Origin of the sequence: Kribbella sp. NPDC023972 (genome assembly GCF_040639075.1) — a bacterium.
Taxonomy (GTDB): Bacteria; Actinomycetota; Actinomycetes; order Propionibacteriales; family Kribbellaceae; genus Kribbella.
In genome coordinates this window covers 89,061-103,147 of the sequence record NZ_JBEZZH010000011.1, presented here as the reverse complement: position 1 = coordinate 103,147, position 14,087 = coordinate 89,061, and the positions used below count along the sequence as shown (strand labels likewise).

The window sequence follows — 14,087 nt, the reverse complement described above, 5'->3', positions numbered from 1 at the left end:
TCTGGGGGCCACCCCCCGGAAAACACTTAGTTACGGGAGATAACACATCGTGCTCGACGTGAACTTCTTCGACGAGCTTCGGATCGGCCTGGCCACCGCGGACGAGATCCGTCAGTGGTCGCATGGCGAGGTCAAGAAGCCCGAGACGATCAACTACCGGACCCTCAAGCCCGAGCGGGACGGCCTGTTCTGCGAGAAGATCTTCGGTCCCACCCGGGACTGGGAGTGCTACTGCGGTAAGTACAAGCGCGTTCGCTTCAAGGGCATCATCTGCGAGCGGTGTGGCGTCGAGGTCACCCGCTCCAAGGTGCGCCGGGAGCGGATGGGCCACATCGAGCTGGCCGCGCCGGTCACCCACATCTGGTACTTCAAGGGTGTCCCGTCGCGGCTCGGCTACCTGCTCGACCTCGCCCCGAAGGACCTGGAGAAGGTCATCTACTTCGCGGCGTACATGATCACCGACGTCGACGAGGAGGCGCGGCACCGCGACCTGTCGTCGCTGGAGGGCCGGACGGACGTCGAGCGCAAGCAGCTCGAGAACCGGCGCGACAACGACATCGAGACGCGGATGAAGAAGCTCGAGGAGGACCTGGCGCAGCTCGAGGCCGAGGGCGCCAAGGCCGACGTTCGCCGCAAGGTGAAGGAAGGCGCCGAGCGTGAGGTCAAGCAGCTGCGCGACCGTGCGCAGCGCGAGATCGACCGCCTCGACGAGGTCTGGACCCGGTTCAAGAACCTGAAGGTCCAGGACCTGGAGGGCGACGAGATCCTCTACCGCGCCATGAAGGAGCGGTTCGGCAAGTACTTCGAGGGCGCCATGGGCGCCGCCGCGATCCAGCGCCGGCTGGAGACCTTCGACCTGAAGGCCGAGGCGGACAACCTGCGCGAGACGATCAAGACCGGCAAGGGCCAGCGCAAGACCCGCGCCCTGAAGCGGCTCAAGGTCGTCACCGCGTTCCTGGCCACCAACAACAGCCCGATGGGCATGGTGCTCGACTGCGTGCCGGTGATCCCGCCGGACCTGCGGCCGATGGTCCAGCTCGACGGTGGCCGGTTCGCCACCTCGGACCTGAACGACCTGTACCGCCGGGTGATCAACCGGAACAACCGGCTCAAGCGACTGCTCGACCTGGGCGCGCCGGAGATCATTGTCAACAATGAGAAGCGGATGCTGCAGGAGGCCGTCGACGCGTTGTTCGACAACGGTCGCCGCGGCCGTCCGGTCACCGGCCCGGGCAACCGGCCGCTGAAGTCGCTGTCCGACATGCTCAAGGGCAAGCAGGGCCGCTTCCGGCAGAACCTGCTCGGTAAGCGCGTCGACTACTCCGGTCGTTCGGTGATCGTCGTCGGCCCGCAGCTGAAGCTGCACCAGTGCGGTCTGCCGAAGGCGATGGCGCTGGAGCTGTTCAAGCCGTTCGTGATGAAGCGGCTGGTCGACCTCAACCACGCGCAGAACATCAAGTCCGCCAAGCGGATGGTCGAGCGCCAGCGGGCCCAGGTCTGGGACGTGCTGGAAGAGGTCATCACCGAGCACCCGGTGCTGCTGAACCGTGCGCCTACGCTGCACCGGCTCGGCATCCAGGCGTTCGAGCCGCAGCTGATCGAGGGCAAGGCGATCCAGATCCACCCGCTCGTCTGCTCCGCGTTCAACGCGGACTTCGACGGTGACCAGATGGCGGTGCACCTGCCGCTGTCGGCCGAGGCGCAGGCCGAGGCCCGGATCCTGATGCTGTCGACGAACAACATCCTGAAGCCGGCCGACGGCCGTCCGGTCACGATGCCGACCCAGGACATGATCATCGGCATCTACTTCCTGACCATGCTGAAGGAGGGCGCGCTGGGCGAGGGCCGGGCGTTCAGCTCGGTGGCCGAGGCGCTGATGGCGTTCGACCGCAACGAGCTGTCGCTGCAGGCCAAGATCACGCTGCGCCTGAACGAGGCCGGCGTACCGGCCGGTGCGGTCGAGCTCGAGGGCGGCGGGTTCTCGCTGGAGACCACGCTGGGCCGGGCGCTGTTCAACGAGACGCTGCCGGCGGACTACCCGTTCGTCGACGTCGAGGTGGGCAAGAAGCAGCTGGGCGGGATCGTCAACGACCTGGCCGAGCGGTACTCCAAGGTCCAGGTGGCCAACTGCCTGGACGCGCTGAAGGATCTCGGTTTCCGCTGGGCCACCCGGTCCGGCGTGACCGTGTCGATCGACGACTTCAGCACGCCGCCGTCCAAGCCGGAGATCATGGCCCGGTACGAGTCGCAGGCCGAGAAGGTCCAGAAGCAGTTCGAGCGAGGCCTGATCACCTCGTCCGAGCGGCGGCAGGAGCTGATCGAGATCTGGACCGGCGCCAACGCCGAGGTCGGCAAGGCGATGGAGGAGAACTTCGAGAAGACCAACCCGATCTGGATGATGGTCCACTCGGGTGCCCGAGGCAACATGATGCAGATCCGGCAGATCGCCGGTATGCGTGGCCTGGTGGCCAACCCGAAGGGTGAGATCATCGCCCGGCCGATCAAGTCCAACTTCCGTGAGGGCCTGTCGGTGGTCGAGTACTTCATCGCCACCCACGGTGCCCGGAAGGGTCTGGCCGACACCGCGCTGCGAACCGCCGACTCGGGGTACCTGACCCGTCGTCTGGTGGACGTCTCGCAGGACGTGATCATCCGCGAGGAGGACTGCGGCACCGAGCGGGGCCTGCCGAAGAAGATCGGCGAGCCCGGTCCGGACGGCAAGGTCGTGCACGCGGAGAACGTCGAGACCAGCGCCTACGCACGGACGCTGGCCACCGACGCGATCGCGCCCGACGGCACCGTCGTGCTCGAGGCCGGCAGCGACCTGGGCGACGTCTCGATCGCCAAGCTGGTCGAGGCCGGGCTGCAGGAGGTCAAGGTCCGCTCGGTGCTCACCTGTGACGCCAAGACCGGTACCTGCGCGAAGTGCTACGGCCGGTCGCTGGCGACCGGTAAGCCGGTCGACATCGGCGAGGCGGTCGGCATCATCGCGGCACAGTCCATCGGTGAGCCGGGTACGCAGCTGACCATGCGTACCTTCCACACCGGTGGTGTCGCGGGTGATGACATCACCCACGGTCTGCCGCGTGTCGTCGAGCTGTTCGAGGCCCGGCAGCCGAAGGGCAAGGCGCCGATCGCCGAGGCGGCCGGCCGGATCTCGATCGAGGACACGGACAAGACCCGCAAGCTGGTGCTCACCCCGGACGACGGTTCCGAGGAGGTCGCCTACCCGGTGTCGAAGCGTGGCCGCCTGCTGATCGAGGAAGGTCAGCACGTCGAGGTCGGCCAGCAGCTGACGCAGGGTACGCCGGACCCGCAGGAGGTCCTGCGGATCCTCGGCGTACGCAAGGCGCAGGAGCACCTGGTGGACGAGGTCCAGGAGGTGTACCGGTCGCAGGGTGTGGCCATCCACGACAAGCACATCGAGATCATCGTCCGGCAGATGCTGCGCCGGGTCACGGTGATCGAGTCGGGCGACGCCCAGCTGCTGCCGGGTGAGCTCGCGGACCGGATCATGTTCGAGGCGGAGAACCGCCGGGTGGTCGCCGAGGGCGGTACGCCGGCCTCGGGTCGTCCGGTGCTGATGGGTATCACCAAGGCCTCGCTGGCGACCGAGTCGTGGCTGTCGGCCGCCTCCTTCCAGGAGACGACCCGCGTCCTCACCGAGGCCGCGATCCACGGCAAGTCCGACTCGCTGGTCGGTCTGAAGGAGAACGTCATCATCGGCAAGCTGATCCCGGCCGGTACGGGGATGGACCGGTACCGCAACATCCGGGTGGAGCCCACCGAGGAGGCGAAGGCCGCGATGTACTCGATGGTCGGCTACGAGTCGTACGACTACGACTTCGGCCCGTCCACCGGGCAGTCGGTCCCGCTCGACGACTTCGACCTCGGTTCCTACCAGAACTGATTCGAGTCAACACACCGCCGAGGGCGGCACTCCCACCAGGGGGTGCCGCCCTCGCGGCGTTCCGGGCCGGGCCGTACTCGATGCACGATGGAACTGCTCGGCCGACTCGGCCCGCACGCGAACGGGGTCGGATGCCTGTACGTCAAACGCTTGGCTGGCGTCGATTCCGGCGTACTGGCCGAGCTTGCGCAGCGGAGTGTGCACCACACGCGGGGTGGCGGCTGAAAGTGTCCCCCTGATGCGCCAAGATTGGTGCATGACGGATCTCCCGGCCTACCTGCGGCCCTTCGTGCTGGGAGTCTTGGACGGCCCTGACGTCCGGGTCGACCGGCTCGGGGAGATCGACTTCTACCGCCCGGTCGAGACCGCCCGGACCGGCGCGATTCTCTTTGTGCACGGGGGTCCTGGGCCCGCCGGCCTCGAGGTGATGCCTCGCGAGTGGCCGGTGTACCGGGGATACGCGACCGCTGCCGCCCGGCGTGGCGTGGTGGCCGCTGTTGTCGACCACAGCCTGATCCACGGCTTCGACCGGCTGGTCGCCGCCGCGGACGAGGTGGAGGCTGCGATCGGCGTACTGCGATCCGATCCACGGGTCGACCCCGATCGGGTCGCACTGTGGTTCTTCTCCGGCGCCGGCCTGCTGGCGGGGGAGTGGCTGGACAGCCATCCCGACTGGCTGCGTTGCGTCGCCCTGACCTATCCCCTGCTCGCCACCCCGCCCGGTGTCGAAGAACTGGTCAATGCCGCCGAAGTGATCGGCAAACACGACCGGGGCGGTGGGGTGGGGAAAGAATCAAGCAGAGATCTGCCGGTGCTGCTGACCAGAGCCGGGCTCGAGCTGGAGGAGCTCGCCGGTCCGGTCGCGGAGTTCGTCTCCGCCGGTGGTACCGCGCTGGACATCATCGACGTACCGAAAGGGCACCACGGGTTCGACATGCTCGACCACACCGAAGAATCACGCGCCGCCGTCACCAAGGCTCTGGACTGGGCGATCGCCCACCTGGGCGAGGAGCCGGGCGGCCAGGACAAACTCCTCGTTCCCCCTCCTCCGGCCAAATCGTCCACCCGGCGTACGACGCCCACGACCAAGTCCGTCAAGCCGGCCGCGAGAGCAGCCAAGGCGCCCGCCGGTCGGCCGACACCAACCACCTCAGCGTCCCCTGTAACGGCCACCGTGGCGGCACCTGAAGCTCCCACGGCCCTGCCGACTCCTACGCCTACTCCGGCCGCCACACCCGCCTCCACACCGTTGGCCAGCGTCGCGGCAGCGACCGTGGCCGCCGCCACCACGGACACACCTGCCGCACGGGTGGTCGCCCGGGAGCACGCCGCGTACGCCGCCCACGACCTGGAGGCGTTCCTGGCGATGTACTCGCCGACCGCCCGGATCGAGCTGCCCGACGGCTCCGAGCTGAAGGGCCGCCGGTTCCTCCGCGAGCACTACCGGCCCCGGTTCGACGCCGGCCGGTGCAAGACCGAGGTGGTGCAGAAGCTGATGCTCGGCGAGTGGGTGGTCGAGCACATCCTCGCGTACGACACCGACGAGCCGACGCCGATGATCGCGCTGTACCGCGTCACCGACGGGCTGATCGCCGAAGTCCAGTTCCGTGTCTGATTCCGTGTCTGATGCATGGCCGAGCCCGATCGGGTCGTCCGGCGACCCGATCGACTACCTGGCCGAGTTCGAGCGGACGGCCGCGGAGTTCGCGGCCGTTCTCGATCGCGTCGACCCGGCCGCGGCGGTGCCGGCCTGTCCCGGCTGGACGCTGGCCGACCTCGCCCTGCACGTCGGCGCCGGCCAGCGCTGGGCCGCGTCCATCCTGCTCAGCGGCACCGCCCAGAAGGTCCCGGAGGTGCTCCGTACGACGATCTCCTGGGCCGACTGGTACAGCGGTACGACCGCCGCGCTGGTCGCCGCGATCCGGGCCGTCGATCCGGACGAGCCGTGCTGGAACTTCGCACCGGTCGAGCAGCGCGCGGGATTCTGGTCTCGCCGGCGGCTGCATGAGACAGCGATCCACCTCGTGGACGCCGTCCAAGCCGGTGCCGATCCGGATCAGGGTGCCGCCAGTGGTCTTACCGTCGTACCTCCGCGGCTCGCGGCCGACGGGGTGGACGAGGTGTTCGGGGTGTTCCTGCCCCGGCTGCTGGCCCGCGGGTTCGAGCCGGCGGTGACCCGGCAGATCGGCGTACGGGCCACTGACACCGGCGACGAGTGGACGCTGACGCCGGTGCCGGAAGGGCCTGTGTCCGAAGGGATCGGGCCGCGGGTCGAGCGAGGGAAGGCGGCCGGTGAAGCGGTCGTCTCGGGCACCGCCGCCGAGCTCGATCTGTGCCTGTGGAAACGCTTGCCGGGAAGCGTCCTGGCGGTCGAGGGAGACGCTGCCGTGGCAGCCGCTTTCCTCGACGGCAGGACCACGCCGTAGAGCCTGTAGACTGGACACGCGGAACGGCCTCGGTTGCGGTCGGTTACTCATTTTGACCGTGCTTGAGGCAGCCGCTAGTCTTAACGATCGTGCCCGGGTCATCCTGGGCCGTCATGCGTGCCCCTCGGTCGTTCGGGTCTGCGCGCGTGGCACGGGATTCCTGCCGACAGTCTGGAAGATTACGGCTTCGGTACGCCCGTGCGCACGCGACACACCCGACCGCGGGGGTCAGGCGGAGAAGCAGCAGAAGAAAGCCGGACGACAGAAAGAGACCTACGCGGTGCCCACCATTCAGCAGCTGGTCCGCAAGGGCCGCCAGGACAAGGTGTCCAAGAACAAGACGCCCGCCCTGAAGGGTTCCCCTCAGCGTCGCGGTGTGTGCACGCGCGTTTACACCACTACGCCGAAGAAGCCGAACTCGGCCCTTCGCAAGGTTGCGCGTGTCCGCCTGACCAGCGGCATCGAGGTCACCGCGTACATCCCCGGCGTCGGCCACAACCTGCAGGAGCACTCGATCGTGCTCGTCCGTGGCGGTCGTGTGAAGGATCTGCCGGGTGTCCGGTACAAGATCATCCGCGGTTCGCTCGACACCCAGGGTGTGAAGAACCGGAAGCAGGCCCGCAGCCGTTACGGCGCGAAGAAGGAGAAGAGCTAATGCCGCGCAAGGGCCCGGCCCCGAAGCGCCCGGTCATCATCGACCCGGTCTACAGTTCGCCGCTCGTCACCCAGTTGATCTCCAAGATCCTGGTCGACGGCAAGAAGCAGATCGCGCAGAGCATCGTCTACAGCGCGCTCGAGGGCACCCGCGCCAAGACCGGCACCGACCCGGTCATCACGCTGAAGCGTGCGCTGGACAACGTGAAGCCGAGCATCGAGGTGAAGAGCCGCCGGGTCGGTGGCGCCACCTACCAGGTGCCGATCGAGGTCAAGCCGGGCCGGTCGACGACGCTGGCGCTGCGCTGGCTGACGATGTACTCCCGCGCCCGTCGCGAGAAGACCATGTCCGAGCGTCTGATGAACGAGATCCTGGACGCCTCGAACGGTCTGGGTGCCTCGGTCAAGCGCCGCGAGGACACGCACAAGATGGCCGAAGCCAACAAGGCTTTCGCCCACTACCGCTGGTGATCCGGGGTCCGATCCGGACCCCAGCGCTCACCCCTTTGACGCAGTACAGAATCGAGAGGTAGACCACCGAGGTGGCCGTACAAATCACCACCGACCTGGCCAAGGTCCGCAACATCGGGATCATGGCTCACATCGACGCCGGCAAGACGACGACGACCGAGCGGATCCTCTTCTACACCGGTATCACCTACAAGATCGGTGAGGTCCACGAGGGCGCCGCCACGATGGACTGGATGGAGCAGGAGCAGGAGCGCGGCATCACCATCACGTCCGCCGCGACGACCTGCACCTGGAAAGACCACACCATCAACATCATCGACACCCCGGGCCACGTCGACTTCACCGTCGAGGTGGAGCGCTCGCTGCGCGTGCTCGACGGTGCTGTCGCGGTGTTCGACGGTGTCGCCGGCGTGGAGCCGCAGTCCGAGACCGTCTGGCGTCAGGCCGACCGGTACGGCGTACCGCGGATCTGCTTCGTGAACAAGCTGGACCGCACCGGCGCGGAGTTCATGCGCTGCGTCGACATGATCAGGGACCGCCTCGCCGCGGTGCCGCTGGTCATGCAGCTGCCGATCGGGGCCGAGTCCGACTTCATCGGCGTCGTCGACCTGGTCGGGATGCGTGCGCTGACCTGGCGCGGCGAGACCAAGATCGGTGAGGACTACACGGTCGAGGAGATCCCGGCCAGCCACACCGAGCTCGCCGCCGAGTGGCGCGACAAGCTGATCGAGACCGTCGCCGAGGCCGACGACGAGGTCATGGAGCAGTACCTGGAGGGCGAGGAGCCGACCCAGGAGCAGCTGGTCGCCGCCATCCGCCGGGCCACCCTGGCCAGCAAGCTGACCCCGGTGCTGACCGGTACGGCGTTCAAGAACAAGGGCGTCCAGCCGCTGCTGGACGCGGTGAACGCGTACCTGCCGAGCCCGATCGACGTGCCGGCCATCGAGGGCCACGACGTCAAGGACGCCGAGCAGGTCGTGCTGCGCAAGCCGGACGACAGCGAGCCGTTCTCGGCGCTGGCGTTCAAGATCGCGGCCGACCCGCACCTGGGCAAGCTCACCTTCATCCGGGTCTACTCGGGCAAGCTCGAGACCGGTACGCAGGTGCTGAACCCGACCAAGGGCCGCAAGGAGCGGATCGGCAAGATCTACCGGATGCACGCGAACAAGCGTGAGGAGATCGCGTCGATCGGCGCCGGCCACATCGTCGCCGTGATGGGCCTGAAGGACACCACCACCGGTGAGACCCTGGCCGACCCGGCGAACCCGGTCGTGCTGGAGTCGATGCAGTTCCCGGCCCCGGTCATCTCGGTCGCCATCGAGCCCAAGTCGAAGGCCGACCAGGAGAAGCTGGGCGTCGCGATCCAGCGGCTCGCCGAGGAGGACCCGACCTTCCAGGTCCGGACCGACGAGGACACCGGCCAGACCATCATCGCCGGTATGGGCGAGCTGCACCTCGAGGTGCTGGTCGACCGGATGAAGCGCGAGTTCCGGGTCGAGGCGAACGTCGGCAAGCCGCAGGTCGCCTACCGCGAGACCATCACCAAGAAGGTCGAGAAGGTCGACTACACGCACAAGAAGCAGACCGGTGGTTCGGGTCAGTTCGGTCGCGTGATCATCGACATCGAGCCGACCTCGGTGGAGGCCGGCGGCGAGGGCGGCTACGAGTTCGTCAACGCCGTCACCGGTGGCCGCATCCCGCGGGAGTACATCCCGTCGGTGGATGAGGGCTGCCAGGAGGCGATGGAGTTCGGCGTACTGGCCGGCTACCCGATGGTGGACGTCAAGGTGACGCTGCAGGACGGCGCCTACCACGATGTCGACTCCTCCGAGCTCGCGTTCAAGATCGCCGGCTCGATGGCGTTCAAGGATGCCGCCCGCAAGGCCGGTCCGGTCATCCTGGAGCCGATGTTCGCGGTCGAGGTCACCACGCCCGAGGACTACATGGGCGACGTGATCGGCGACCTCAACTCCCGCCGTGGCCAGATCCAGTCGATGGACGAGGGCCCTGGTGGCAGCCGGGTCGTGAAGGCCCTGGTGCCGCTGTCGGAGATGTTCGGGTATGTCGGTGACCTGCGTTCCAAGACGCAGGGGCGCGCGTCCTACTCGATGCAGTTCGATTCCTACGCCGAGGTTCCGAAGAACGTGGCGGAAGAGATCATCAAGAAGGCCCGGGGCGAGTAGTCTCTCGCTCCTGACCAACACCCACAGAGCGCGTCGGCGTACGGCGTAGTCAACATTTATCTAGGAGGGCCCCAGTGGCGAAGGCGAAGTTCGAGCGGACTAAGCCGCACGTCAACATCGGCACCATCGGTCACATCGACCACGGTAAGACCACTCTTACCGCGGCGATCACCAAGGTGCTGCACGACAAGTACCCGGACCTCAACGAGGCGTCGGCCTTCGATCAGATCGACAAGGCGCCCGAAGAGCGTCAGCGCGGTATCACCATCTCCATCGCGCACGTCGAGTACCAGACCGAGGCCCGGCACTACGCCCACGTCGACTGCCCGGGTCACGCGGACTACATCAAGAACATGATCACCGGTGCGGCCCAGATGGACGGCGCGATCCTGGTCGTCGCCGCCACCGACGGTCCGATGCCGCAGACGCGTGAGCACGTTCTGCTCGCCCGCCAGGTCGGCGTGCCGGCCATGGTCGTGGCGCTGAACAAGTGCGACATGGTCGACGACGAGGAGATCCTGGAGCTCGTCGAGCTCGAGGTCCGCGAGCTGCTCTCGGAGCAGGAGTTCGACGGCGACAACGCGCCGATCGTCCGGGTCGCCGCTCACCCGGCGCTGCAGGGCGACGCCAAGTGGGGCGAGTCGATCATCGAGCTGATGAACGCGGTCGACGAGTACATCCCGCAGCCGGAGCGCGAGATCGACAAGCCGTTCCTGATGCCGGTGGAGGACGTCTTCACCATCACGGGTCGCGGCACCGTCATCACCGGCCGGATCGAGCGCGGTGTCATCAAGGTCAACGAGACCGTCGACATCGTCGGCATCCGTCCGGAGAAGCAGACCACCACGGTCACCGGTATCGAGATGTTCCGGAAGCTGCTCGACGAGGGCCAGGCCGGTGAGAACGTCGGTCTGCTGCTTCGTGGCACCAAGCGCGAGGACGTCGAGCGCGGCATGGTCGTCATCAAGCCGGGCACCACGACCCCGCACACGAACTTCGAGGCGTCGGTCTACATCCTGTCCAAGGAGGAGGGCGGCCGTCACACGCCGTTCTTCCAGAACTACCGGCCCCAGTTCTACTTCCGTACCACGGACGTGACCGGTGTCGTGCAGCTTCCCGAGGGCACCGAGATGGTCATGCCGGGCGACAACACCGACATGTCGGTCGAGCTGATCCAGCCGATCGCCATGGAGGAGGGTCTGAAGTTCGCGATCCGCGAAGGTGGCCGCACCGTCGGCGCCGGCCGGGTCACCAAGATCGTCAAGTGATCTCACGAGGTCCGCGAGGGCTCGCAGGCTGAGCCCCCGCGGACCTCTGCTTTGCGCCCCGATCCGGCACTCAGGTGGGCCGGATCAGGGCCAAAGCCACCCGATTGGCGTTCCGGCGCCGATCTCTGGCACAATATTCAGGTTGCTCAGGCGAGGCCGCCGGGGTGCGCCCCAGATCCTTTTTCGGGTCTGGCTGGTGCGCCGGACCGGAGACCATGCCGAGGTTCCGGTCCGAGACCGGGCCCCGATCACCACCCCAGGTCGAAGAAGCGGTGAGTCACGCGCGTGCCGCGTTCGCGACACACCCGACCGCGGGGGTCGGAGCAACGCAACGAAGACGATAGAGAAGGACGAAGCGAAGCGATGGCGGGACAAAAGATCCGCATCCGGCTGAAGGCCTACGACCACGAGGTCATCGACAGCTCGGCGCGCAAGATTGTCGACACGGTGACGCGTACTGGTGCGAAGGTTGCTGGCCCGGTGCCGTTGCCGACGGAAAAGAACGTGTTCTGCGTCATCCGCTCGCCGCACAAGTACAAGGACAGCCGCGAGCACTTCGAGATGCGCACCCACAAGCGGCTCATCGACATCATCGACCCCACGCCGAAGACCGTCGACTCGCTGATGCGGCTCGACCTGCCGGCCGGTGTCGACATCGAGATCAAGCTCTGAGGGACGCGAACAACCAATGAGCAAGCAGAAGAACACGCGCGGTCTGCTGGGCACCAAGCTCGGCATGACCCAGACCTGGGACGAGAACAACCGTGTCGTCCCCGTGACCGTGATCCAGGCCGGCCCGTGCGTCGTCACCGAGGTGCGGACCTCGGACAGCCACGGCTACGACGGCGTCCAGATCGCCTTCGGCGACATCGACCCGCGCAAGGTGACCAAGCCCATGCGCGGTCACTTCGACAAGGCCGGCGTGACGCCGCGGCGCCACCTGCTGGAGCTGCGCACCGCCGACGCGAGCGAGTACACGCTGGGCCAGGAGATCAAGGCCGAGGCATTCGCCGCTGGTGAGCTGGTCGACGTCTCCGCCACCAGCAAGGGCAAGGGCTTCGCCGGTGTGATGAAGCGGCACGGCTTCGGTGGTCTGCGCGCCACCCACGGTGTGCACAAGAAGCACCGCTCGCCGGGCTCCATCGGCGGCTGCGCCACCCCGGGCCGGGTCTTCAAGGGCCTGCGGATGGCAGGCCGGATGGGCAACGAGAACGTCACCACGCAGAACGTGTCGGTCCACGCGATCGACGCCGAGCGCGGCCTGATCCTGCTCAAGGGTGCCGTTCCCGGTCCGAAGGGCGGCCTCGTGCTGATCCGCAACGCCGCGAAGGGAGCTGCCAAGTGAGCACCGTCGACGTCGTCGTCGTGAAGGGCGACAAGGTCAGCAAGAAGGGTTCCGCCGAGCTTCCGGCCGAGCTGTTCGACGTCCAGGTCAACATCCCGCTGATCCACCAGGTGGTAGTGGCCCAGCTGGCCGCGGCCCGCCAGGGTACGCACAAGACCAAGAGCCGGGGCGAGGTCTCCGGTGGTGGCGCCAAGCCGTACCGGCAGAAGGGCACCGGTCGCGCCCGCCAGGGTTCGACCCGCGCGCCGCAGTTCACCGGTGGTGGCGTCGTCCACGGCCCGACGCCGCGCGACTACAGCCAGCGGACCCCGAAGAAGATGATCGCCGCCGCGCTCCGCGGTGCGCTCTCGGACCGGGCCCGCGACGGCCAGGTGCACGTGATCGAGAAGTTCATCGACGGTGACAAGCCGTCGACGAAGACCGCACTCAAGGTGCTGTCCGAGGTCACCGACCCGGGCAAGGCGCTGGTCGTGGTCGAGCGCGCCGACGAGCTCACCTGGCTGAGCCTGCGCAACGTGCAGCACGTGCACCTGATCGCCGCCGACCAGCTGAACGCGTACGACGTACTGGTCAGTGACGCGGTCGTGTTCACCAAGGGTGCGCTGGACGCGTTCGTCGCCGGCGCCCCGAAGGGCAAGTCCGTGAAGGCTGTCGCGACGTCGACCGAAGCCGAGCAGGAGGTTGAAGCATGAGCCACGGAGTCAACAAGGACCCGCGGGACGTGCTGCTGCGGCCGGTCGTGAGCGAGAAGAGCTACGGCCTGCTGGACGAGCAGAAGTACACGTTCGAGGTCGACCCGAACGCCAACAAGACCGAGATCAAGCTCGCGGTCGAGAAGGTGTTCAAGGTCAAGGTCAGCGACGTCAACACCATCAACCGCAAGGGCAAGCGCCGCCGGACCCGGATGGGCTGGGGCAAGCGCCCGGACACCAAGCGGGCGATCGTGACCCTCAAGGGTGACGACCGCATCGACATCTTCGGAGGCCAGTCGTAATGGGTATCCGCAAATACAAGCCGACGACGCCGGGCCGCCGTGGCTCGAGCGTGGCCGACTTCGTCGAGCTCACCCGTTCGACCCCGGAGAAGTCGCTGCTGCGTCCGCTCCCGAAGAAGGGCGGCCGGAACAACTCCGGCAAGATCACCACCCGGCACCAGGGCGGCGGCCACAAGCGGGCGTACCGGCTGATCGACTTCAAGCGGTACGACAAGGACGGCGTCCCGGCGAAGGTGGCCGAGATCGAGTACGACCCGAACCGCACCGCGCGGATCGCGCTGCTGCACTACGTCGACGGCGAGAAGCGCTACATCCTCGCCCCGGCGAACCTGAAGCAGGGCACGATCATCGAGAACGGCCCGGCCGCCGACATCAAGGTCGGCAACAACCTGCCGCTGCGCAACATCCCGGTCGGCTCCACGGTGCACGCCGTCGAGCTGCGCCCGGGCGGCGGCGCCAAGATGGGCCGCTCGGCCGGTGCCAGCATCCAGCTGGTCGCGAAGGAAGGCCGGATGGCCACCCTGCGGATGCCGTCCGGCGAGGTCCGGATGGTCGACGTTCGCTGCCGCGCCACCCTCGGTGAGGTCGGCAACGGCGAGCAGTCGAACATCAACTGGGGCAAGGCCGGCCGGATGCGCTGGAAGGGCAAGCGCCCGACCGTTCGCGGTGTCGCGATGAACCCGGTCGACCACCCGCACGGTGGTGGTGAGGGCAAGACCTCGGGTGGTCGTCACCCGGTGTCCCCGTGGGGCAAGCCCGAGGGGCGTACCCGCACCCGCAAGGAAAGCGACCGCATGATCGTCCGGCGCCGCAAGGCCGGCAAGAAGCGCTGATAG

General features: G+C 67.4%; 13 protein-coding genes. All 13 read left to right on the top strand.

Features of this window, described 5'->3' with window-relative positions:
• Positions 1 to 49 precede the first annotated feature (49 nt).
• Positions 50 to 3,910, top strand: a complete 3,861-nt coding sequence (locus AB0F43_RS32625; RefSeq protein WP_360485696.1) for a DNA-directed RNA polymerase subunit beta' — start codon at positions 50 to 52, stop codon at positions 3,908 to 3,910.
• A gap of 87 nt (positions 3,911 to 3,997) precedes the next feature.
• Positions 3,998 to 4,135 carry a hypothetical protein gene (locus AB0F43_RS32620; protein WP_360485693.1) on the top strand — a complete coding sequence of 46 codons (138 nt, stop codon included), beginning with the start codon at positions 3,998 to 4,000 and terminating at the stop codon, positions 4,133 to 4,135.
• A gap of 31 nt (positions 4,136 to 4,166) precedes the next feature.
• Positions 4,167 to 5,525 (top strand): nuclear transport factor 2 family protein, encoded by a 1,359-nt coding sequence (locus AB0F43_RS32615; protein ID WP_360485690.1) that lies wholly within the window; start codon positions 4,167 to 4,169, stop codon positions 5,523 to 5,525.
• Between the two features lie 4 nt (positions 5,526 to 5,529).
• Complete coding sequence (locus tag AB0F43_RS32610) at positions 5,530 to 6,336, top strand: maleylpyruvate isomerase N-terminal domain-containing protein (protein WP_360485687.1); 807 nt, start codon at positions 5,530 to 5,532, stop codon at positions 6,334 to 6,336.
• A 280-nt stretch (positions 6,337 to 6,616) separates the two neighbouring features.
• Positions 6,617 to 6,991, top strand: coding sequence for a 30S ribosomal protein S12 (gene rpsL / locus AB0F43_RS32605; RefSeq protein ID WP_012923692.1), 375 nt, complete (start codon positions 6,617 to 6,619; stop codon positions 6,989 to 6,991).
• A complete protein-coding gene (gene rpsG, locus AB0F43_RS32600; protein ID WP_360485684.1) occupies positions 6,991 to 7,461 on the top strand; it encodes a 30S ribosomal protein S7 in 471 nt (156 codons plus the stop codon). Before rpsL ends, rpsG begins: the two co-directional genes overlap by 1 nt.
• A 71-nt stretch (positions 7,462 to 7,532) precedes the next feature.
• Positions 7,533 to 9,644 (top strand): elongation factor G, encoded by a 2,112-nt coding sequence (fusA, locus tag AB0F43_RS32595; protein ID WP_360485680.1) that lies wholly within the window; start codon positions 7,533 to 7,535, stop codon positions 9,642 to 9,644.
• Between the two features lie 74 nt (positions 9,645 to 9,718).
• Positions 9,719 to 10,912, top strand: coding sequence for an elongation factor Tu (gene tuf / locus AB0F43_RS32590; RefSeq protein WP_360485677.1), 1,194 nt, complete (start codon positions 9,719 to 9,721; stop codon positions 10,910 to 10,912).
• Between the two features lie 363 nt (positions 10,913 to 11,275).
• Positions 11,276 to 11,584, top strand: a complete 309-nt coding sequence (gene rpsJ / locus AB0F43_RS32585) for a 30S ribosomal protein S10 (protein ID WP_012923688.1) — start codon at positions 11,276 to 11,278, stop codon at positions 11,582 to 11,584.
• 16 nt (positions 11,585 to 11,600) lie between these two features.
• Entirely contained in the window at positions 11,601 to 12,257 is a 657-nt protein-coding gene (gene rplC / locus AB0F43_RS32580) for a 50S ribosomal protein L3 (protein WP_360485674.1), read from the top strand.
• On the top strand, positions 12,254 to 12,949 hold the full coding sequence (gene rplD, locus AB0F43_RS32575; RefSeq protein ID WP_360485671.1) for a 50S ribosomal protein L4: 696 nt from the start codon (positions 12,254 to 12,256) through the stop codon (positions 12,947 to 12,949). Before rplC ends, rplD begins: the two co-directional genes overlap by 4 nt.
• Positions 12,946 to 13,251, top strand: a complete 306-nt coding sequence (gene rplW / locus AB0F43_RS32570) for a 50S ribosomal protein L23 (protein ID WP_360485669.1) — start codon at positions 12,946 to 12,948, stop codon at positions 13,249 to 13,251. The genes rplD and rplW overlap by 4 nt, the downstream gene beginning before the upstream one ends.
• Positions 13,251 to 14,084 (top strand): 50S ribosomal protein L2, encoded by an 834-nt coding sequence (gene rplB / locus AB0F43_RS32565; protein WP_360485666.1) that lies wholly within the window; start codon positions 13,251 to 13,253, stop codon positions 14,082 to 14,084. The genes rplW and rplB overlap by 1 nt, the downstream gene beginning before the upstream one ends.
• The last annotated feature ends 3 nt before the right edge of the window (positions 14,085 to 14,087 follow it).